The organism is Mesorhizobium onobrychidis, assembly GCF_024707545.1.
Taxonomy (GTDB): domain Bacteria; phylum Pseudomonadota; class Alphaproteobacteria; order Rhizobiales; family Rhizobiaceae; genus Mesorhizobium; species Mesorhizobium onobrychidis.
Genome location: NZ_CP062229.1, coordinates 3,651,923 through 3,672,578 on the forward strand (window position 1 = coordinate 3,651,923; position 20,656 = coordinate 3,672,578).

Annotated in this window: 13 protein-coding genes; 6 read left to right on the forward strand and 7 right to left on the reverse strand. The window is 61.9% G+C overall.

What is annotated here, in order from left to right; all coding sequences use genetic code 11:
* Positions 1-62 precede the first annotated feature (62 nt).
* On the forward strand, positions 63-863 hold the full coding sequence (locus tag IHQ72_RS18125; RefSeq protein ID WP_258123676.1) for a phosphate/phosphite/phosphonate ABC transporter substrate-binding protein: 801 nt from the start codon (positions 63-65) through the stop codon (positions 861-863).
* A gap of 6 nt (positions 864-869) precedes the next feature.
* Here IHQ72_RS18125 and IHQ72_RS18130 read toward each other — a convergent pair whose 3' ends face one another.
* From IHQ72_RS18130 to IHQ72_RS18145, 4 genes are all read right to left on the reverse strand, one after another.
* On the reverse strand, positions 870-2,189 hold the full coding sequence (locus IHQ72_RS18130; protein WP_258123874.1) for a M24 family metallopeptidase: 1,320 nt from the start codon (positions 2,187-2,189) through the stop codon (positions 870-872).
* Positions 2,190-2,214: 25 nt separating this feature from the next.
* Positions 2,215-3,936 carry an ArnT family glycosyltransferase gene (locus IHQ72_RS18135; RefSeq protein WP_258123677.1) on the reverse strand — a complete coding sequence of 574 codons (1,722 nt, stop codon included), beginning with the start codon at positions 3,934-3,936 and terminating at the stop codon, positions 2,215-2,217.
* A gap of 66 nt (positions 3,937-4,002) precedes the next feature.
* Positions 4,003-6,576 (reverse strand): GcvT family protein, encoded by a 2,574-nt coding sequence (locus tag IHQ72_RS18140; protein WP_258123678.1) that lies wholly within the window; start codon positions 6,574-6,576, stop codon positions 4,003-4,005.
* A gap of 178 nt (positions 6,577-6,754) precedes the next feature.
* Complete coding sequence (locus IHQ72_RS18145; RefSeq protein WP_258123875.1) at positions 6,755-8,332, reverse strand: trimethylamine methyltransferase family protein; 1,578 nt, start codon at positions 8,330-8,332, stop codon at positions 6,755-6,757.
* Between the two features lie 227 nt (positions 8,333-8,559).
* Between IHQ72_RS18145 and IHQ72_RS18150 the strand changes: the two genes are divergently transcribed.
* Positions 8,560-10,428, forward strand: a complete 1,869-nt coding sequence (locus IHQ72_RS18150; RefSeq protein WP_258123679.1) for a phospholipase D-like domain-containing protein — start codon at positions 8,560-8,562, stop codon at positions 10,426-10,428.
* A gap of 205 nt (positions 10,429-10,633) precedes the next feature.
* The gene (locus tag IHQ72_RS18155) at positions 10,634-11,794 is read left to right on the forward strand and encodes an MFS transporter (RefSeq protein WP_258116318.1); all 1,161 of its coding nucleotides are present in this window, start codon (positions 10,634-10,636) and stop codon (positions 11,792-11,794) included.
* Here the strand turns inward: IHQ72_RS18155 and IHQ72_RS18160 are convergent.
* Positions 11,791-12,348, reverse strand: a complete 558-nt coding sequence (locus IHQ72_RS18160) for a hypothetical protein (RefSeq protein WP_258116319.1) — start codon at positions 12,346-12,348, stop codon at positions 11,791-11,793. The two genes, IHQ72_RS18155 and IHQ72_RS18160, sit on opposite strands and share 4 nt — an antisense overlap.
* Positions 12,349-12,470: 122 nt before the next feature.
* Between IHQ72_RS18160 and IHQ72_RS18165 the strand changes: the two genes are divergently transcribed.
* From IHQ72_RS18165 to IHQ72_RS18175, 3 genes are all read left to right on the forward strand, one after another.
* Positions 12,471-14,540 (forward strand): prolyl oligopeptidase family serine peptidase, encoded by a 2,070-nt coding sequence (locus IHQ72_RS18165; RefSeq protein WP_258116320.1) that lies wholly within the window; start codon positions 12,471-12,473, stop codon positions 14,538-14,540.
* A 222-nt stretch (positions 14,541-14,762) separates the two neighbouring features.
* Complete coding sequence (locus IHQ72_RS18170; protein WP_258116321.1) at positions 14,763-16,142, forward strand: aspartate aminotransferase family protein; 1,380 nt, start codon at positions 14,763-14,765, stop codon at positions 16,140-16,142.
* Between the two features lie 1,298 nt (positions 16,143-17,440).
* Positions 17,441-18,004, forward strand: a complete 564-nt coding sequence (locus IHQ72_RS18175; RefSeq protein ID WP_258116322.1) for an SMP-30/gluconolactonase/LRE family protein — start codon at positions 17,441-17,443, stop codon at positions 18,002-18,004.
* A gap of 433 nt (positions 18,005-18,437) precedes the next feature.
* Here IHQ72_RS18175 and mmsB read toward each other — a convergent pair whose 3' ends face one another.
* Positions 18,438-19,322 carry a 3-hydroxyisobutyrate dehydrogenase gene (gene mmsB / locus IHQ72_RS18180; RefSeq protein ID WP_258116323.1) on the reverse strand — a complete coding sequence of 295 codons (885 nt, stop codon included), beginning with the start codon at positions 19,320-19,322 and terminating at the stop codon, positions 18,438-18,440.
* A 21-nt stretch (positions 19,323-19,343) separates the two neighbouring features.
* Positions 19,344-20,510, reverse strand: a complete 1,167-nt coding sequence (locus IHQ72_RS18185; protein WP_258116324.1) for an isobutyryl-CoA dehydrogenase — start codon at positions 20,508-20,510, stop codon at positions 19,344-19,346.
* Between the last annotated feature and the right edge of the window lie 146 nt (positions 20,511-20,656).

Sequence of the window (20,656 nt, forward strand, 5' to 3'; positions counted from 1 at the left end):
CGATGCCCAGGTGCGCGTCAATGGTCTCGTCAGTTTCTCAGCGTAACGATCAAAATCCCGGCATGAGCGATTTCGTTGCCGCCTTGCCGATGTATGACTGGCCCGAAATGCGGATCGAGGTCGATGCCCAATGGGCACGGCTGCGTGATGCCTTCCGGCAAAAAGGCATCGACGCGCCGCAGACCATCGCTCGCGTCAATGCCGATCTGTGGCCTGTAGACGGCGGCATCCGTGACGCCGCCGGAAAGGTCATCGCGCCCGATCCGGCGACGCTGCCGCCGGACGAACTGGATTTTCACGGGCTCTGGCTGCATCCGGCGCTGCTGTTCGCACAGACCTGCTGGGGGCCGATGGAAGCCGGCCTGTCGGAGCATGTCCAGGTGATCGGCCAGCCCAATTACGATGCCTACGAGGGCGGGCAGGGCGAACTCTATTCGAGCGCCATCGTGATGCGCGCGGACGGCTCGCCGTCTGTTCGAGCACCTGATGACGGCAGCCCTCTTGTTCCTCTCGACCTGCTGCGCAGCATGCGCTTCACCTTCAACCACTCCGATTCGATGTCGGGCTTCGTCGCGCTGACGCGTGACCTGGACGCGCTGGGTGAAAGCCTGGACATCTTCTCTGAGCGCAGCGAAAGCGGTGGCCACCGCGCCTCGATCGTCGCGATTGCCGAGGGCAAGGCCGATGTCGCGGCCATCGACTGCCAGAGCTGGGCGCTGGCGCGGCGCTTCGAGCCCGCAGCGCAAAAGATGGTGGTCGTCGGTTGGACAAGGCGGCGCAAGGGCCTGCCGTTCATCACCGCCAGGACGACACCGAAAAAGATTGTGCTGGCGGCGCGCGAGGCTGTCGCGGCGCTCGCATAAAAACAATCAGCCGCCGAGCAGCCGCTCGTCGAGCGGATAGGTCGAAAGCTGCTCGTTGCCGGTTTCGGTGATCAGGATCTGCTCTTCGATCTTGACACCCTCGTGACCGCCAAGCCGGCCGACATAGCTTTCGACGCAAAGCACCATGCCTGACACGAGCACGCCGTCGGGCGTGTCTTCAGTCCAGTCGATCGCATGCGGCAGCGTCGGGTATTCGTCGGCCAGGCCGACGCCGTGATAGAGCACGCCGTAGCGCGTCGGGAAACAATCTCCGGGCGGCACCGCCGAGCGTTCGACAAGGTCGCGGAAGGACATGCCCGGCTGCATCAGGCGGGTGTTGTGGGCGATCTGGTCGGCGGCGATGCGAAACAGGTCGCGTTGCTCGTTGGACGGCTCGGTGTCGCCGCAGAGCCAGGTGCGCGACAGGTCGGCGCAGAAACCATAAGGGCCGATCAGGTCGGTATCGAAAGCGACGAGATCGCCGGCTTCGATCGTTCTCGACGAGCATTCCTGGAACCACGGATTGGTGCGCGGGCCTGACGTCAAGAGCCGGGTTTCGACCCATTCGCCGCCACGCGCAATGTTGCCGCGGTGGAGTTCGGCCCACAATTCGTTTTCGGAAATGCCTGGCCGCAATGCTGCTTCCATCTCGCCCATCGCCGCCTGGCAAGCGACGATCGACCGGCGCATGGCCAGGATTTCGTCGGGCGATTTGATCAGACGTGCATTTTCCATCAGCGCTTCGCCATTGCCGATCGAGATGCCGAGGCGGGCGAGTTCTTCGACGCCTTCGGGATTGATGTGATCGACGGCGATGCGGCTGATACCGCCGCCATGCTCCCTCACCAGATCGGCGATGCCGGCCGCCCAGCGGCGGACTTTTTGCTCGGTCAGTTCGCCGCTGTAGAGATACATCCACGACACTGCCGGCCGCACCTCGTCGACGACGCCAGAGTGGTCGGAAAGGTGCTCGCAGGAAAAATAGTCGAACAGCACCACCGGGCCTTCGGTGGCAACGAAACAATGTCTTGTCGGATTGTGCGCGACCCAGAGCTGCATGTTGGTCGAGTCGGTCGCATAGCGGATGTTGATCGGATCGTAGAGCAGGGCTCCCGCATAGCCGCGGCGCTTCAGCTCGGCGCGAATGCGGTCGAGCCGGTACTGACGCATGGCGGGCAGGTCGGGAGCAGCAATGCCGGCGGCGTGCCACTCGGCTTCCGCCAGTGCGCCATAGCCAAGCACATGCTGGTTGAGCTCAGCGGCCTTCTGCCGCGACTTCAGGCGCAACGCATCGATGGAGCCCGCTTCGTCCGGCTCGAACGGCATGATCCTGCGGTGACGAGGGGGCCGATCAGTCGGGTTCCTGTCCACCCTCGGCTCCTTTGCTAACGCCTTCCTCGGGCGCTGTGGCTTTTTCCGCAGCCATTCTCTTCAATTTCATATATGCGCCGGGCCGGGCAGACTTGTCGATGCTAGGCAATAGCGGAACCATGATTTGCCTTGGTTGGCCGTCCGGCTCATAGCCGGCCTTTTTGAGCTGCTCCAAAATGACCGGCCGCGGATCGTCGCGGTCAAGCCAGACGAGTACGGCCGGCTCTTGCACCAGCCTGTCGAAATTCGGCACTTCCTGGTCAAGCGCCACCAATTTTTCGTCGACCAACCGCAGATTTCCGACCCATGCACCGTCGGATATTGCGGTTTTCACCGGCCCGTCGGCACTCAGCTGGCGATAGAGGGCCGGGTAATCCACCCGGATCATCCGCGAGAGACCACTGGTCCCGTTTATCTGGAAGTACCAAGTGGCGGGCGCGAGCAGAACGGCGATGATCGCTCCGGCCGCGATCACCAGGAGCTGTGCGTCCCTGCCGCGTGGTGAGAGCCGTTCCATATAGGCGGCCATCGCCAGCGGCAAGATGACCAGGACCGGCACCAGCCAACGGGCCTTGACCTCGGTCACGCTGGTGGCCAGCACAAATATCGCCAGCATGGCCAAGCCGAGCGCCAAGGTACGCCACAAGAGAACTTCCCTGGCCGGAGCTTTGGGGCGACGCTCGGAGAAACGAAACCCCGTCAGCGCGAAAGCCAGCGCGCAAACGAGCACCGGCAAGACAGCGAAATTGAAGGTCCCCATGATAAACTTGCCGGCGCCGGTGGCCGCGGCCGTCATGCGCCCCTGCTGTAGGTCTATTCCGAACTTCTCGCCTCTCGCCAGCAAATCGGCAGGATGCATAAGGCTCCAATATGTGGTTGGCGCCAGCACCAATATCGCGACGGCAACGCTGATTGCGAATTTCGGATCGAGGATCGCGCCGCGCAACTCGCGCAGCGACAGCACCGCCGCAACAAGGGCTAACACCAGGAATACGTCGTTGTATTTGGCAAGAATTGCCGCAGCCGTTGCCAAGCCAAACACCGCATAGGCGATCACGCTTCGCCGCTCGATCAGATTAGCCATCGCGAGCAGGAGCAGCGCGCAGAACCCGACAACGGCGACCGAATGCGACAAGGCCCGCTGCGATTCCCAGGCGATTTGCGGGATTGTGAAAAGTCCGAGCATGGCCGCCGCTGCCGTCGCTTTCGTGTAGCCGAACCGCCGCATGGCGGCGAACACACTACAGGCGGCGAGGAACAGCACGGAGTATTTGACGAGCTTTAGCGTGAAAATATTGGTGCCGAAAATTTGCGCGGCCAGCCAGTTGATCCATGTGTAGAGAGGCGGTTGCGAGCCGCCATATCCAGCCCAAAGATATGGAAGATAAATCAGCTGCTCCGCGTCATCGACGCCGACGCCAGTTCCTGCCCAAGTGGCCAGCACGGACAATATGACGGTTTGCAAGGCCAAGTAAGCGGCGACCGTGACGATCGCCGTCGGGAAGGGGCCGATCCTGCTCTCGGCAAGCCATTCGTCCCATTTTATCGAATACTTCAACGAGATCTCATCGCCCGTGCCAGTTGCCGCCGGCTCCGCTAGCATGAAGACCATGCCCCGCACAATGTGGCAGCCCTGATCGCTGCCGGAGCGGCGGGCAGGCAGGTCGAATCGCACCGTCGCTCTCTCTTTTTGTTCTAGCATCGGATTCCCCCAAAATCGGTCCCACCCCCGGGTCAGGCCCGAGGCCAGGCCTTTGGGTCCGCTGCTCTAGGTCCGCATCTTCTCGCCGCTCGGGTCGAAAGGCGGCTCGACATTGATGCGGGCCGGGCGCCGGCTTCCGAGGATTTCGATCTCGAACAGTCCGGCGCTCTCGTTCCCGGCCAAGGCCGCCGGCACATAGCCTTGCGCCATCGATTTCCGGACGTAATGGGCATAGCCGCCGGAGGTGACCCAGCCGACCACGCGCCAGTCGCCGTCGACGATGCCGCGCACGGCCGAGGCGCCTTCCGCGGCCCTGGAGCCGCGCACTTCCTTGCCTGATGTGTCGAAGCGCTGCGCGCCATAGCCGTGCGGCTTTTCCACCGTGCCAAAATCCTTGCCGCCGACCTTGGCCCAGATCGGCTCGTCGCCCATCACGTCGGCATCCGCGGCATCTACGATGAAAGAGACACGGCGCAGTTTCGGTTCTGCTGCCTGTTCCTTGGCCGCCGCTTCGCGCCCGATGAAGTCGTTCTTCTCCAGCTTGATGAAGCGATCCATAGCCCCTTCGAACGGCCCGTAGATCGGGCGCAACTCGCGGAACCAGGTCGGAAAATTCTTTTCCAGGCGCATCGAGAGCAAGGCGCGCATGCCGAAATCGACGAGGCCAAACTCTTCACCGGCATCCTTGATCGCCTTGTAGACCAGCCGTTGGTAGGCCGGCGCCATCCAGATTTCGTAGCCGAGGTCACCGGTATAGGTAATGCGATTGACCATGCAGGGCGCGCCGCCAACCGCCATCTCGCGGAAATCCATGAAGCGGAAAGCCTTGGTCGAAATATCCACGTCAACAAGCTTCTGCAGCAGATCGCGCGATCTCGGCCCGGCGATCGAGAGGCCGACAAGCGTCTGGTCGAAGCGGTGGATGCGGACGCTACCATCTCTCGGCAGGTGCTTCTCGAACCAGCGCATATGATACTTCTGCGCCGCCGACGAGCTCCAGATCATGAAGCGCTCTTCACCAGCCTTGGCGATGGTGAAGTCGCCGATCAGCCTGCCGAACTCGTTCAGCATCGGGGTCAGCACGATGCGGCCGGTCTTCGGCATGCGGTTGGTCATGAGCCGGTTGAGGAAATCCTCGGCTGCCGGCCCGGAGACTTCGTATTTGGCGAAGTTGGCGATCTCGGTGACGCCGACCTTCTCGCGGGTCGCACGCACTTCCTCGCCGATCGGGCCGAAATCGTTGGAGCGATGGAAGGAAACGATGTCCTTCGGCTCCGTGTCTTCAGGTGCGAACCAGAGCGGGGTTTCGAGCCCCCAACTATCGCCCATGACGGCGTTGTTGGCCAGCATCGTGTCATAGAGTGGCGTCGTTTGCGCCGGGCGCGCGGCCGGCAGTTCCTCGTTGGGAAAGCGGATGGAAAAGCGGCGCGAATAGTTTTCGCGCACCTTGGCATTGGTGTAGCGCAGCGTCGCCCATTCGCCGAAGCGCGCCACGTCCATGCCCCAGACGTCGAAGCCGGGATCGCCATGGACCATCCAGTTCGACAATGCCAGGCCGACGCCGCCGCCCTGCGAGAAACCGGCCATGACGGCGCAGGCGCACCAGAAATTGGTCAGGCCCTGCACCGGACCAACCAGCGGATTGCCATCCAGTGCGAAGGTGAAGGGACCGTTGATGATCTGCTTGATGCCGGCCTTCTCGATGCCGGGAAAATGCTTGAAGCCGATTTCGAGCGACGGCGCGATGCGGTCGATGTCGGGCTGCAGCAGCTCATGGCCGAAATCCCACGGCGTGTTGATCGGCGACCACGGCTTGCAGGCCTTTTCATAGGTGCCGAGCAGGATGCCGTTGCGTTCCTGGCGGGTGTAGATTTCGCCCTTGAAGTCCATCACGCCGATCATCTCGCGGCCGGTCGACTTGTTGAATTCCTCAACCTCCGGCATTGGCTCGGTCAAGAGGTACATATGCTCCATAGCCAGCAGCGGCAGCTCGACACCGACCATGCGGCCGATTTCGCGCGCCCACAGGCCGCCGCAGTTGACGACATGCTCGGCCTTCACCGTGCCTTGCTCGGTAACGACGTTCCAGGTGCCGTCGACTTCCTGCGTCAGCTCGACGACGCGGTTGCGCAGCACGATCTCGGCGCCGAGCTTCCTGGCCGCCTTGGCGTAGGCGTGGGTGGTGCCGGAAGGGTCGAGATGGCCTTCGACCGGATCCCACATGGCGCCGACGAAATTCGTCTCGTCCATCAGCGGGAACATCGCCTTGGCCTCGGACGGCGTGATCAGCTCGGTGTCCATGCCGAGATAGCGGCCCTTGGCGTGGGCAAGGCGCAGGAAGTCCATGCGCTCGGGCGTGTCGGCCATCATCACGCCGCCGGTCAGGTGCAGCGAACAAGACTGGCCGGAAAGTTCTTCGATCTCCTTGTAGAGCTGCACCGTATAGGCCTGCAGCTTGGCGACGTTGGGATCGCCGTTGAGCGTATGGAAACCGCCCGCCGCATGCCAGGACGAGCCGGAGGTGAGCTCCGAGCGCTCGATCAGCATGATGTCGGTCCAGCCGGCCTTGGCCAGATGGTAGAGCACCGAGCAGCCGACAACGCCGCCGCCGATGACAACCGCTTTTGCATGAGATTTCATGAAGATAGTTCCGTTTTTGAAGAGATTGAATCGAGTGAGCGGGGCGTGAACACAAAGTGGAGAAGGGCGCCGGCTGGAATGATCTCACGCCCTCCCTCTACCCTGTCGACCGGGGGAGAGGTGTCGAGCGACGCTCGACGGAGTGGCGGTCGACTGTTCATCAAACCAATACAGATATTCAAAAATCGGTCGGCGCGCCGCCTTCGGACCGGCGTTTGTCGACGAAGGCGTTGAGCTCCTCGCGGATAGCCGGGTCCATATACGGCTCTTCATAGGAGGCCAACCGCTCCTTCCAGACCCGATTGGCCTTTTCGAAAGCCGTCGGCGATCCGGCTTCCGCCCAGGTCTCGAAATTGCGCCAGTCGGAGATGATAGGCGAATAGAAAGCGGTCTTGTAGCGGTCCTGGGTATGCTGGGTGCCGAAGAAATGGCCGCCCGGACCGACGGACTGGATGGCGTCGAAGCCGAGGGCCTCCTCGGAGAGGTCGAGCGGGGTCAGGAACTCGGCCACCATCTGCAGCAGATCGATGTCCAGAATGGTCTTCTCGTAGGAGCAGCGCAGGCCTCCTTCCAGCCAGCCGGCCGCATGCATCATCAGATTGCCGCCGCCCTGGATGGCGCCCCACAGCGAGAACACGCTTTCATAGGCCGCCTGCGCGTCGACCGTGTTGGCGGCGCAGGTGTTGGAGGTGCGGTAGGGGATGTTGTAGCGGCGGGCGAGCTGGCCGCCGACCAATTGCGCCTTCATGTATTCCGGCGTGCCGAAGGCCGGCGCGCCGGACTTCATGTCGACGTTAGAGGTGAAACCGCCATAGCCGACGGGCGCGCCCTTGCGCACCATCTGGGCGAAGGCAATGCCGGACAGCGCTTCGGCATTCTGCTGCACCAGCGCGCCGGCGATGGTCACCGGCGCCATGGCGCCCGACAGGGTGAACGGCGTCACGATGACGACCTGGCCCTTGCTCGACATCTGGATAATACCTTCCATCATCGGCACGTCGAGCTTGAGCGGCGAATTGGTGTTGATGATGGTGAACACCGATGGCTCCTCGAGAAGCTGTTCGTCGCTGATGCCGCGCGCGATCCTGGTGATCTCGATGCCGTCGACATTGCGCTCCTTGCCGAGCGAATAGATGTGGAACACCTTGTCGGTGAGCACGCTCAGATCGCGGATGCATTCGAGGTGCCGGACGGAAGGATGGATGTCGATCGGCTCGACCGGATAACCGCCCGTGCAGTTCAGGATGTTGTGCATTTGCGCGAGCTTGAGGAAGTTGCGGTAGTCCTGCTGGTTGCCCGGCCGGCGGCCGCGATCGATGTCGGAACAATTGGGTGCCGACGCCATCATCGAGATGATCAGATTGTCGCCGCCGAAGCGGACATTGTGCGCTGGATTACGGGCATGGATGGTGAATTCCGACGGGCAGTGCGAAACCAGCTCGAGGATCATGTCGCTGTCGAAGCGCACCCGCTCGCTGCCTTCGCGGACATCCGCGCCATGCGCCTTCATGATGCGCCTTGCCTCGTCGTGCAGCACGTCGACGCCAATTTCCCTGAGAACACGTAGCGAGGCGAGGTGGATCGATTCCAACTCGTCTTCGGAGACAAGCCTGGTCGGCGTCAGCGGGATTTTCAGCTGACGGAAAGGCGGCTGCTCGAACGCCGCCGATCCGCCGGCGCGCTTTCCCGCGCGGCCGCCGCGACGGGCGCGCTCGTTTGCCGATGCCGGTTCGGCGGGATGAAGGGCGGCGGTCATGATAGTCCTCGTACGCTGCGACAGTGCGGCGGCATAATGGACCGCCGGCCGTCCCGCCATTGCGGAGGCGGCGACCACTAGGACGAGGGAAGCGACATGGACGTTCGCCAGCCGGACGCACCAGGGCGAAACCAGGTCTGTGCCCGAACTGTGAAACATGTCACGTTGCGATCACGTCATATTGAGTAAGTACATTGAATAAAACCGCCCTGAGGGAGACTATTTCTGTGTCGGATGTTGTCAGCGTGCGTGCAGCGACCAACAACGAAGTCGCCTTCATTGCCTGGGATATTGACGGAATGATCGACGGCTGTCTCGGCTTCGAAATCGTCCGCATCTATCCCGGCACCGGCGAGGAACGCTGTCTGGCGTCCTGGGTGCCTTTCAAAGGGCAACGGAACAAGGACTGGATTCCGCAGGATACCGGCGTCTGGCCGGTGCAGAAGACATTCTGGCGCGATCTTACGGTGCGGCGGCGCCGCGACAGCCTCGAAATCAGGCCGGATGGCGAAATGGTCGCCTACCGAGTGCGTCCGATCGGCGACATGCGGCCCGGCCTCGATCCGGTGCCGGTGCGCCCCGAGAAAGCCTATACCGGCGCGGCGCGGCCGCTCGGCTATCTCGGACAAGGTGCCGTCAGCCCGACCATCTTTCTGGGATCGATGTTCGGCAAGGCGCGGCTCGCCTTCACCAACGGCGTGCTCTCGACGCAATGGTTGTCGCGCGCCCTGGAAGACGCCGGCATCAAGGTCGGGCAGCGCGATAAGATCAGGGCCGAGCTTCAGCGTCCCGGCAGCAAGATACGCGCCTATCTTCACGGCGAGGTACCGGATCTGCTCACCAGCCTGATGAAACGGGCCAAGGCCGAGGGCGGCACTGTCAGGCTTGCCCTCTATGAACTTGGCGATGACGAGCTGTGCGACGCGATCATCGACGCCAAGGATGTCGTCGACGTCATTCTTTCGAATTCGGGCAGGGATGAACAAACGAAGGCCTGGGACGCGGGCAACGCGCCCTTCAGAAAGCGGCTGCGCGAGGCGGGCGTCGTGCTGACCGACCGTCTGTTCAACAACAACCATATCGGCCATAACAAATTTGCCGTCTACCGCGATGCCCAGGGCAATCCGCAAGCGGTCATGACCGGCAGCACCAACTGGACGTCGACGGGCATTTGCGGACAGTCCAACAACGCCTTTATCCGCGACGACCCTGCCATGGCCGAAGTGTTCGATGCCTATTGGGAGCGGATGAAGGCCGACGTGTTCCCGCCGCCCGCGAGCGAAAGTGCTCCCGGACGTGTGGCGCAGAAGCAAGGCAAGCCGTTTCGCCTGAAGAATCGCACACCGAACCATGTCAATGGGACCACCATCTGGTTCTCGCCAAACGATCCCGACCGCAGCAACAAGGACATCTCGGTGCGGCCTGTCGATCTCGAAGACGTTTTCGCACGGATCAAGGCGGCGAAGGAGGCGGTGCTCTTTCTCGTGTTCAATCCTTCGCGGCTTGGCAACAATTCGGTCATCGATCAGGCGGTCGCGGCGGCGACGGCGAACCCAAAGCTGATCGTGCAAGGCGCAATCAGCGATCACACCGCCATGCCCAACTACGTTGCCCCGACCAGGGACCCAGTCACCCGCAAATCGAACAAGGACGGCAAATCGCCATTTGTCTTTCCGGAGAAGGTCTGGGAGGCGCCGAACGTCTCAATCGTCAGGGCGGCCAACCTCACGGGGGCCTCCGTTGCGCGGGATTTCCAGGCGGAAGTGCTGACCGTCGGCCATGCGATCGTGCACGACAAGATCGTCATCATCGATCCGATGGCCGACAACGCGACTGTTATCGCCGGCAGCCACAACCTTGGCTACAAGGCGTCCTATGAAAACGACGAGAACATGGTGATTGTGGAAGGCGACAAGACGTTTGCTGCGGCCTTTGCGGTGCATATGCTCGACGTGTTCGACCACTACAAGTTCCGCGCCTGGCGCAGAACGATTGGAGAAGGACCGTCGGACAATGACGGGCTCTCCATCGACGACAAGTGGCTGAAGCCTTACGCGGAGGGCAGGAAGGGGGCGATTGCCCGGTATTTTCCGTAGTGGTCTGAATGGCGCCAAACGCGCGGACCGCGCCGCGCCAACCAGGGTCGACGTGCTGCTGGTGGCGTTCGCCTTGTACCGGTCCTTCAAGCGCCGGGGCTCTTGAACACTTCATCCTCTGGCTGGCGCAAGCGGTTCTTGCCGCCGGTGCTTCCCGGCACGCCGCCGAAACGCTAATCGTGCAGGTTCCCTATTGGTGCGGATCATGGACCTGGCGGAAGAGAACAGCGGCGAGACAATGCAGTGGGCGGCGATCACCGGCGTGATCGCCACCGTTTCGGTGTTCGCCATCGCGCAAGGGCTGAGCTATCCGCTGTTGAGCTTCATCCTGCAGCGCCAGGGCGTCTCGCCGGCCATGATCGGCCTCTCGGCGGCAATGACGCCGGTCGGCTTTATCGTCTCGTCGCCGCTGATCCCGGCGCTGGCGCGCCGGTTCGGGGCGGGGCGCACGGCGCTCACCTGCGCAGCTCTTTCCGCGATCATGCTGGCGCTGATCGGCTGGACGCAAAACGTCTATCTGTGGTTTCCTCTGCGCTTCCTGATCGGCGTGGTGACCAATCCACTCTATGTGCTGAGCGAGATCTGGGTGATCGCGTTGGCGCCGCCGTTGCGCCGCGGCCGCGTGATGGGGGTCTATTCCACAGTCATTTCGGCTGGTTTCGCCGCCGGCCCGCTGTGCCTGCTTGCCGTCGGCACCGAAGGCTGGCCGCCGTTTCTCGTCGGCATCGCCGCATTCGTTTTTTGCGGCGCCTGCCTGGCGCTGGTGCTGCGACGGCTTCCAAAGGTCGATGAGGCCGGGCACCGGGTTTCGGTTATGGGGTTCATGCCGATGGCATGGCTGCTATTGTCGGCGGTTGTCGTGGCCGCTGGTTTCGAACAGGCGGTTCTGGCATTGTTTCCGGTCTACGGAACCTATTACAACATCACCGAAGCCCGCATGTCGGCGCTGCTGTCGATGATGATTGCCGGCAACATCGCCATGCAGGTGCCGCTCGGCCTGCTGGCGGAACGGCTGACGGCGCGTCTGGTGCGGTTTATCTGTGTGTCCCTAACGCTGCTCGGATGCGTGCTGTTGCCGGCTCTCATCGAGACGCCGCTGATCTGGCCATGCGTCTTTGTCTGGGGTGCGGTTTCCTACGGTATCTATACGATGTCGATCATCGAGCTCGGCGAGCGGTTCACCGGCTCGGCGCTGGTCGCCGGCAATGCCGCCTTCTCGCTGATGTGGGGAGTCGGCGGCATCGCCGTGCCGCCGCTGGCGGGCGGCGCCATGGATATTCTCGGTGCTGCCGGCCTGCCGATCACGCTTGGCGCCATTTGTCTGGCGCTGGCGGTCACAACCGTATTGCGGGGGCGAGCAGTCTAATACAATTGCGGGGTGCCTTCATTTCCTTGCCATCTGGAAATCGCCCATAAATCACAATTGGCGTGGTATTCAGAGGGATGCATCCCGCGTAGATGGTCTCGAATTTCAACGGCACGATCAAAGTCGGGTATCAATCCAACGCCAGACAGTTCCTTGTTCGCAAACACGTCAGGAAATCCTCCGCAGTTGGTCAAAGCGCTTATGGAGACGTCTTGATCCAACAAGTCGTAGCCCAGGAAGGTAAATCCGTTCCAGTCGAGTGAACGCACGTCAACCGACGGTCTTCGGATCACATTGAGGACATTCAAGTCGCCCGGATCCGCCAACTCCGAAAGGAGGAAGTCCAGGTCCACAAAGAAATCGAGCATGTAGTCCTCGTTCACAATATGAGGCCAGTAGCTGTCCTTCGTTTCTCCCAGTGCGACCGGGCAAAGCACCCCGTCGAGCGTGACGACCTCGGTCAACTGGGTGAGGCCCGACCACTGGATGTACTCCTTCCATCCTGTGCCGTTGACCGGATCAAACTTCTCATTCGCAATGTAGAGACGTTGCATGAAGTTTCCTTGCACCCCACGCATGGTGATTGCGGAGGCCGTTCGTTTTACGTGTTTCAATTGAATCTCGATAGCGCCATGCCGATGTGTGGCACCGAGCTTGACGAATTTTCGGAGACCACATGACCAAACCGAACACAAAGACGCAGCCGAAATCATCGGCCGAAGATCCCTTTCTCTGGCTGGAGGACAGGACAGGCAAGGAAGCGCTCGACTGGGTTCACCGTCAGAACGAGGTTACAACAGGTGAATTGCAGGGCGATCCGTCCTACCAGGCCTACTTCCAAACCGCGCTCGACCTGATGACGGCCGAAGACAACATTGCGGTCGGCTCTGCGCTCAACGGCCACGTCTACAATTTCTGGCAGGACAAGACCAACGTGCTCGGCCTCTGGCGGCGCACGACGGTCGCTTCCTACAAGACCGAGAAGCCGGATTGGGAGACGATCATCGACTTCGACAGTCTTTCGGCCAAAGAGGGCGTGAAATGGGTGTTCAGCGGCGCCAGCCGGCTTTACCCCGATTTCAGCCGCTGCCTGCTCAGCCTGTCGCCGGATGGCGGCGACGCCAGTGAGATGCGCGAATTCGACATCGAAACCAAGTCCTTTGTCGAGGACGGCTTTCGTGCTCCTGCCTCGAAGTCAGGCTTCATCTGGCTGGACAAGGACACGGTCATCGTCTCGGCTGCCTTCGAAGAGGACGAAAAAACCCAGTCCGGTTATCCGCGCGTGGTCAAGCTTTGGCAGCGCGGCACCAGGCTGGAGGATGCGACGCCGATCTTCGAGGCGCAGAAGCAGGATCTCGCCGCCGGCGGTTCCCTCGAGTTCGACGGCGACAAGCGGTATCTGTTCCTGACCCGGACGCTCGACTTCTTTGCCTCGCACAGCTTCCTGCGGCTGCCTTCCGGCGAAAACAGGCGCATCCCGCTGCCGGACGACGTCACCGACACGGCGCTGTTCAGGGATCAGCTCGTCTTCGGGGTGCGCAGCCCGTGGACAGCGCCGGACGGCACGCTGTGCCGACCCGACGGCCTCTATTCGCTGGATTTCGCGCGCTGGATCGAGACCAATGCGCTGGGACCTGTCGAAACCGTGCTCAAGCCGGCGGGTCGTGTTTCGATCGCCGGCATCGCCCGCACGCTAGACCGGTTGTTCATCAACCTGATGGACAATGTGCGCGGCAAGGTCGTCGCCTGCGATCGCAGCGGCAGCGGCTGGTCACTGGAGCCGGTAGCCTTACCTGAAAACGGCAATGTCGGCATCAGCCACGCCGAGCGTTTCGGCTCCAGCGTCTCCTTCTCCTTCACCGACTTCCTGACGCCGAGCTCGATCATCTGGTCGGACGACAATGCTGCGACGCTGGCAACGGTGAAATCGCAGCCGGCGCGCTTCGACGCGTCATCCCTTGTCTCGGAACAGTTCGAGGCGCGCTCGAAAGACGGCACCATGGTCCCTTACTTCGTCGTCAGGCGGCGCGATCAGAACGGGCCGGTGCCGACGCTGCTTTACGGTTATGGCGGCTTCGAAGTGCCGCTGCTGCCAGGCTATGCCGGCGTGCGCGGTCGGCTGTGGCTGGAAAAAGGCAATGCCTATGTGCAGGCCAATATCCGCGGCGGCGGCGAGTTCGGCCCGAACTGGCACCAGGCCGCGCTCAAGGCCAATCGCCAGAATGCCTTCGACGATTTTATAGCGGCCGCGCAAGACCTGGTGAAACGCGGCATCGCCACGCCGGCCACGCTCGGCATCCAGGGCGGCTCGAATGGCGGCCTGCTGACCGGCGTTTCGCTGACCCAGCATCCGGAGCTTTTCGGGGCGGTGATCATCGATGTGCCGCTGCTCGACATGCTGCGCTATACCGAGCTGCCGCCTGGCGCATCCTGGATGGCCGAGTATGGCGATCCAGCGAAGCCTGAAGAGGCCGCGTGGCTTGCCGCTTACTCGCCTTATCAGCATGTCGAGACCGATGCCGCCTATCCGCCGGTGTTGCTGACCACATCGACGGCCGACGACCGCGTCCATCCCGGCCATGCGCGCAAGATGGCCGGGCGGCTGCAGGCTGCCGGCCACACGAAGACGCTATTCTTCGAGGAAACCGAGGGCGGCCATGGCGGGCGCGGTGATCGCCGGCCGCAAGCGGCGCAGGCGGCGATGAAGTATGTCTTCCTGCAACGGGCGCTGAACGGAACGGCTTGAACTGTACGGCTTGAACTGATCGCGTCAGACGGCCTAAGGTGCAGCCCATGGCTCGGATGAGGACATGTTGCGCATTTGGGGTGGCGGTGACGCCGTCGCCGCGCACGCTTCGCGCCGAGCTTTTGCGGCTTTGCGCACGCATCGGCTATTCGCCGCCCGCCTTCCTCTGACGAATCCGCCCCGGCTGCCATTGCCGAATTGGTTCAAGAGGGAAGATCAGACATGACCTATCAGAATTATTCGCTGAAGCAGCTTCAGCAGATCGATGCTGCGCATCACCTTCATCCGTTCACCGACCACAAGGAGATACGCGAGGCCGGTTCGCGCATCATCACCCACGCCAACGGGCCGTTCATCTACGATTCCGAAGGGACGGAAATCCTCGACGGCATGGCCGGGCTGTGGTGCGTCAACATCGGTTACGGCCGCGATGAGCTGGCCGACGCGGCTTACGCCCAGATGAAGGAACTGCCTTACTACAACTCCTTCTTCAAATGCTCGACCCCGACGCCGGTGCTGCTGGCCAAAAAGCTGGCGGAACTGGCGCCGAAGCACGTCAACCAGGTGTTCTTCGGCTCGTCTGGTTCGGAAGCCAATGACACGGCGCTGCGCCTCGTCCGCCACTATTGGGCATTGGAAGGCAAGCCGGAGAAGAACCGCATCATCTCGCGCAGGACGGCCTATCACGGCTCGACCATCGCCGGCGCGTCGCTGGGTGGCATGGAGCCGATGCACAAGCAGCTCAACGGCGCGGTTCCCAACATCGTCCATGTGATGATGCCTTATGCTTATGAGCTGGCTCTGCCAGGCGAAAGCGATCATGATTTCGGCCTGCGCGCGGCCAAGGCCGTCGAGGATGCCATCCTAGACGCCGGCGCCGACAAGGTCGCCGCCTTCATCGGCGAGCCGGTGATGGGTGCAGGCGGCGTGAAAATACCGCCGATGAGCTATTGGCCGGAAGTGCAGCGCATCTGCCGCAAATACGATATCCTCCTGATGCTGGACGAAGTCATCACCGGCTATGGTCGAACGGGCGAGTGGTTCGCGGCTCAGACCTTCGGCATCGAGCCCGATACCATCACAACCGCCAAGGCGCTGACCTCCGGTTATCAGCCGCTGTCGGCGCTGCTGGTCGGTGACCGCATCGCCGCGACGCTGGTCGAGAAGGGCGGCGAGTTCAATCATGGCTATACTTATGCCGGCCACCCCGTGGCCTGCGCCGTGGCGCTGAAGAACCTCGAGATCATCGAGCGGGAGGGTTTGGTCGACCGGGTCAAGAACGACACCGGACCCTATTTCGCCAAGGCGCTGCAGGAGCACATTGGCGGTCACGATCTGGTCGGCGAAGTGCGCTCGATCGGGCTGATGGGGGCAATCGAAATCGTTAGGGACAAGGCGACCAAGGAGCGCTTCCTGCCGGCCGGAAGCGCGGCCGTGCTTGTCCGCGACCACGCAATTGCCCAGGGCATGATGCTGCGCGCCACCGGCGACACGATGATCCTGTCGCCGCCGCTGATCTGGACCAGTGAGACGATCGACATGGCCTGCGAGCGCATCGCCAAGGCGCTTGATCTGGCCCAGGCGGATTTGCGCAAGCTGTAAGATAGAACGATGGCCGGGCGTCCTGCAACCGGACGCCCGGTGTTTGAATACCGCATTCTGCCGAAGATCTCGCCAGGGCGAGGATCGGTCGTGAGCGCGGCAGGTCTCCTACACCTTGGAGGAGCCGCTCACCGGCTGCTAGGAGGCGATCGCTTCGTCCATCGCCGCGATACCTTGTCCGTCCGGACCTGTGTTTACCTGCCCTGGTTGTCGGCCGTTGCGTCGGTGCTGCTACGCTGGGCATTAGCGCCGTCGCTCTGTTGCTCGGCCCACCCACCCGGACCGGTCGGAAAGCTCGGCTCTCCTTCCGCCTCCAGGCTCTCGTGGAACTCAGTGGCAGGTCTTCCTGGGTATTCGCGGCCGCTCGACAGGTGCCCTGGATGAGCGGGATGGAGGCTTTGCGTCATCGTTGCGGGCATGGTCCGGCGGTTCGGCATAGGCTGACGTGGCAAACAGCGATCCGGCGCCGATGAAGAGTGCAGTGCGAGAACATGCTTCATTATGCTGTCCTCCAGTATTTGGATTCAAGATGCAGATAGCGGCCATCCAGGCTGTGTGAAGGGCAGCTTGGAATGAAGTTGATTAAGGGGAGCACCTGCACATCCCCGGCCGTACGGCAATATCGACGATCCGAGCCTCGAGCCGATGATGCCTTCGGCGAACCGCATCGGCCGTCAGCGCAAGGCGACAGGCTGGCGTTTCGATTAGGCGTCGCTTTCGAACACCAGCCTCTCGCGCGCCGCCAGAGTACAGCGTCACGGGATGTGCGGAGTGCTTTTCATCCGCAGTACGGCTCCAAGAACAGTTGACGTTGGAACTGCCATTCATCTGGGGAATTGTAAGGTTGGCGAGGCTAAGCAGAAATTGCTTGGCAAACGAACTTGTCAGAGCAATCGAAGCGTCAACCGTAAGCTTTGCAAGATCGCCTGCGCAATTTGCGGTTGCGTTTTACATAATAGGTCAAAAAAACAACATAGGGAGGCTATCATGATCAGGATTCAGTCAGTTCTATTTTCTATTCTACTACTAGGAGTGGCAGGGTCACCCGCGACAGCGGAGGAGGTCTGGTCGCTTGACGGCTTAAAGGCCCCCGAGAGCGTACTTTTCGACACCAAGCGGAACGTCTTCTACGTTTCCAACATTGTTGGCGAGCCCGCCGGCAAGGATGGGGTCGGATACCTTTCGAAAGTTTCGGCTGACGGAAAGTTGCAGGCAGCCGAATGGGTGACCGGGTTTAATGCGCCCAAGGGATTGGTGATGCAAGGCGATACGCTTTTCGTCACGACATCGATCGGCTTATGGCCGTCAACGTCGAGAGCGGTCAGATCACCGGAACGTGGCCCGCAGAAGGCGCTCAGTTCCTCAATGACCCCGCCGTCGACGAGGCGGGTCGCGTCTTTGCTTCCGACATGCTGGCGAACAGGATTTATGTTCTGGACAATGATGCTCTCACCGTCTGGCTGGAGAGCGAGGATCTCCTGCATCCGAACGGTCTGCGCGTCGAAGATGGTCGCCTCCTCGTCGCCGGCTGGGGTCGCGATATCCAGTCGGATTTTTCGTCCAAGACACCCGGCCATCTGATCGCGATCGACCTGAACACGAAGGCTATCTCTGACATCGGGTCCGGCGAGCCTGTTGGAAATCTAGATGGTCTAGAACCGGACGGAGCAGGAAATTGGCTTGTTACGGATTGGGTCGCAGGGGCGCTCTTTCGCATTCATCCGGATGGAAAAGTCGAGCAGCTGATGGACCTCAATCAAGGCAGCGCCGATCTGGAATTCCTGGAAGAAAAGAAGCTGGCAATCATCCCGATGATGATGGACGGCAAACTGGTCGCAACTCGATTGGGTGGAGCAACTTGAGAAGAGGCTCGCATAGTCCTCTCCCCAATTGGCCGTACAGGGTCATGACTTGCACTATCGAAGGGCCGGATCAGCGGCCCTTTCCACATCTGTGCCAGCTCTTGCGCGGTGCCGTTCCGAAACGCAAAAACCGCGCTCCATCGGGAACGCGGCTTTGCCAGATACGCATGGCGCTTCGCTAACAGAACACTTGCGAAACTTACGGGCTCCGGTACGCGAGACCTGATCCGGAGCGCCGGGCGGATGCGATATGCCGCCTCGCACTCCGTTCTACAGGGACATCGTTACCGGGTGGTTATCGATAGATTAAGCAAATCTAAATTTCCGATGTTTCTCTTTGCCGGGAACGGAAAAGCCCGTCGAGTTCGAGGCTTAAGCGCGTCGCGTCTGAAGGGACGGTCAAGCCCGAGCGCAAGCTTTTGGGCGACATGCATTACGCAAGGGTACCGCGCAGGAAATTTATGATGCCGGAAAAATCGGCAGCGGCATGTCCCTGGGCGTTGAACAACGCATAAAGCTGGGCTGCCTCGGCGCCGAGCGGCGTCACCGCACCGGTGCTTTGCGCGGCTTCCTGCGACAGTTTCAGGTCCTTCAGCATCAGTGCTGCGGCAAATCCCGGCCTGTAGCCATTGTTGGCCGGCGATGTCGGCACCGGACCGGGCACCGGGCAATAGGTGGTCAGCGACCAGCACTGGCCCGACGAGCTCGAGGCGACGTCGAACAGCGCCTGATGCGACAGGCCGAGCTTTTCCGCCAGAACGAAGGCTTCGGCGACGCCGATCATCGAAATGCCGAGGATCATGTTGTTGCAGATCTTTGCCGCCTGTCCGGCGCCGTCATCGCCGCAATGGACGATGCGGCCGGCCATCGGCTTCAGGATGGGTTCGGCCTTGGCGAATGCGTCCTTCGAGCCACCGGCCATGAAGGTCAGTGTGCCGGCTGCGGCGCCGCCGGTGCCGCCGGAAACCGGCGCGTCGATCGACAGCAGCTTATGTTTGGCGGCAATGGCGTGGGCTTTTCGTGCCGATTCGACGTCGATGGTCGAGGAATCGATGAACAGCGCGCCTTTTTTCGCCTTGGGCGCGATGTCTTCGTAGACCGACAGGACGTGCTTGCCTGCCGGCAGCATGGTGATGACCACATCGGCCGCCTTCACCGCAGCAACGGCATTGGCCATGATGACGACGCCATGGTCCCTGGCGATGACGAGGTTCTCCGGCAACAGGTCGAAGCCGTGGACGGCATATCCAGCCTTGACGAGATTGGCGGCCATCGGGTTGCCCATATTGCCGAGGCCGATGAAGGCGATGGTGGTCATCGTTTTCTCCCGGTTTTGCCGTCAGCGGCCGATCAGGGCGCGTGCGATGATGACGCGCATGATCTCGTTGGTGCCTTCGAGAATCTGGTGAACGCGCAAATCGCGGACCAGCTTCTCGATGCCGTAGTCGTGCAAATAGCCGTAGCCGCCATGCAGTTGCAGCGCGTCGTTGGCGACATTGAAGCCGATGTCGGTGACGAAACGCTTGGCCATCGCCGACCATTTCGAGGCATCGGGAGCTTTGCGGTCGAGCTTCGAGGCGGCGGCGTAGAGGAAGATCCGTGCCGCCTGCAGCTCGGTCTCCATGTCGGCGAGCTTGAACTGCAGCGCCTGGAACTGGTTGATCTTGGAGCCGAAAGCCTTACGCTCCGCGGTGTAGGCCAGTGCCTTGTCGAGCGCCGATTGCGCGCCGCCCAGCGAACAGGCGGCGATGTTGAGGCGGCCGCCGTCGAGTCCGGCCATGGCGATGCCGAAGCCGGCGCCTTCGACTGAGAGCAGGTTTTGCGCCGGCACCTTGCAGTCCTCGAAGATGACCTGGCGCGTCGACTGCATGTGCCAGCCCATCTTGTGCTCGTTGGCGCCAAAAGACAGGCCGGGCGCATCCTTCGGCACGACGAAGGTGGAAATGCCCTTCGGCCCGTCGGCGCCGGTGCGCGCCATGACGATATAGAGGTCGCTGTCGCCGGCGCCTGAGATGAACTGCTTGGCGCCATTCAGCACATAATCGCCGCCGCTTTTCACCGCGCGCGTCTTCAGCGCTGCAGCATCCGATCCCGAGCCTGGCTCGGTCAGACAATAGCTGGCCAGCCATTCCATCGAAGTCAGCTTCGGCAGGAAGCGTTGGCGCTGCTCGTCACTGCCGAAGCGGTCGATCATCGACGCCACCATGTTGTGGATCGAGATGAAGGAGGAAAAAGCCGGATCGGCGCGCGAAAGCGCCTCGAAAATCAGCACGGCGTCGAGCCGACCGAGCGCCGAGCCGCCGACATCGTCGCTGATATAGATGCCGCCGAGGCCGAGCGGGCCTGTCTCGCGGATCACGTCTGCCGGAAAATGCTTGTTGCGGTCCCAGTCGAGCGCGTTCGGCGCGACGCGGTCGGCGGCGAAGGCCTCGGCCATCTCCTGGATGGCGCGCTGGTCCTCGTTGAGTTCGAACTGGCTGGTGCCCGCATCGACAGCGGCGTCCATGGCGTGCTCCCTGATGTTGTCGGCCGGCTGGCCTGTCGTTTTTGGCTTTGCGCGCGGTTCAATCTAGACCAATGATGCCGCCGCGCAAGCCGACCGTCTGCATCCAACCATCTGGGAGCGGCCGTGCGCGAATGCGTGTGTGGAGC

Bases quoted from the DNA above. Each gene is read 5' to 3' on its own strand.
- IHQ72_RS18125 (WP_258123676.1), top strand. From the start codon at position 63: ATGAGCGATTTCGTTGCCGCCTTGCCGATGTATGACTGGCCCGAAATG.
- IHQ72_RS18130 (WP_258123874.1), bottom strand. From the start codon at position 2,189: ATGCCGTTCGAGCCGGACGAAGCGGGCTCCATCGATGCGTTGCGCCTG.
- IHQ72_RS18135 (WP_258123677.1), bottom strand. From the start codon at position 3,936: ATGCTAGAACAAAAAGAGAGAGCGACGGTGCGATTCGACCTGCCTGCC.
- IHQ72_RS18140 (WP_258123678.1), bottom strand. From the start codon at position 6,576: ATGAAATCTCATGCAAAAGCGGTTGTCATCGGCGGCGGCGTTGTCGGC.
- IHQ72_RS18145 (WP_258123875.1), bottom strand. From the start codon at position 8,332: ATGACCGCCGCCCTTCATCCCGCCGAACCGGCATCGGCAAACGAGCGC.
- IHQ72_RS18155 (WP_258116318.1), top strand. From the start codon at position 10,634: ATGGACCTGGCGGAAGAGAACAGCGGCGAGACAATGCAGTGGGCGGCG.
- IHQ72_RS18160 (WP_258116319.1), bottom strand. From the start codon at position 12,348: ATGCAACGTCTCTACATTGCGAATGAGAAGTTTGATCCGGTCAACGGC.
- IHQ72_RS18165 (WP_258116320.1), top strand. From the start codon at position 12,471: ATGACCAAACCGAACACAAAGACGCAGCCGAAATCATCGGCCGAAGAT.
- IHQ72_RS18170 (WP_258116321.1), top strand. From the start codon at position 14,763: ATGACCTATCAGAATTATTCGCTGAAGCAGCTTCAGCAGATCGATGCT.
- IHQ72_RS18175 (WP_258116322.1), top strand. From the start codon at position 17,441: ATGGCCGTCAACGTCGAGAGCGGTCAGATCACCGGAACGTGGCCCGCA.
- mmsB (WP_258116323.1), bottom strand. From the start codon at position 19,322: ATGACCACCATCGCCTTCATCGGCCTCGGCAATATGGGCAACCCGATG.
- IHQ72_RS18185 (WP_258116324.1), bottom strand. From the start codon at position 20,510: ATGGACGCCGCTGTCGATGCGGGCACCAGCCAGTTCGAACTCAACGAG.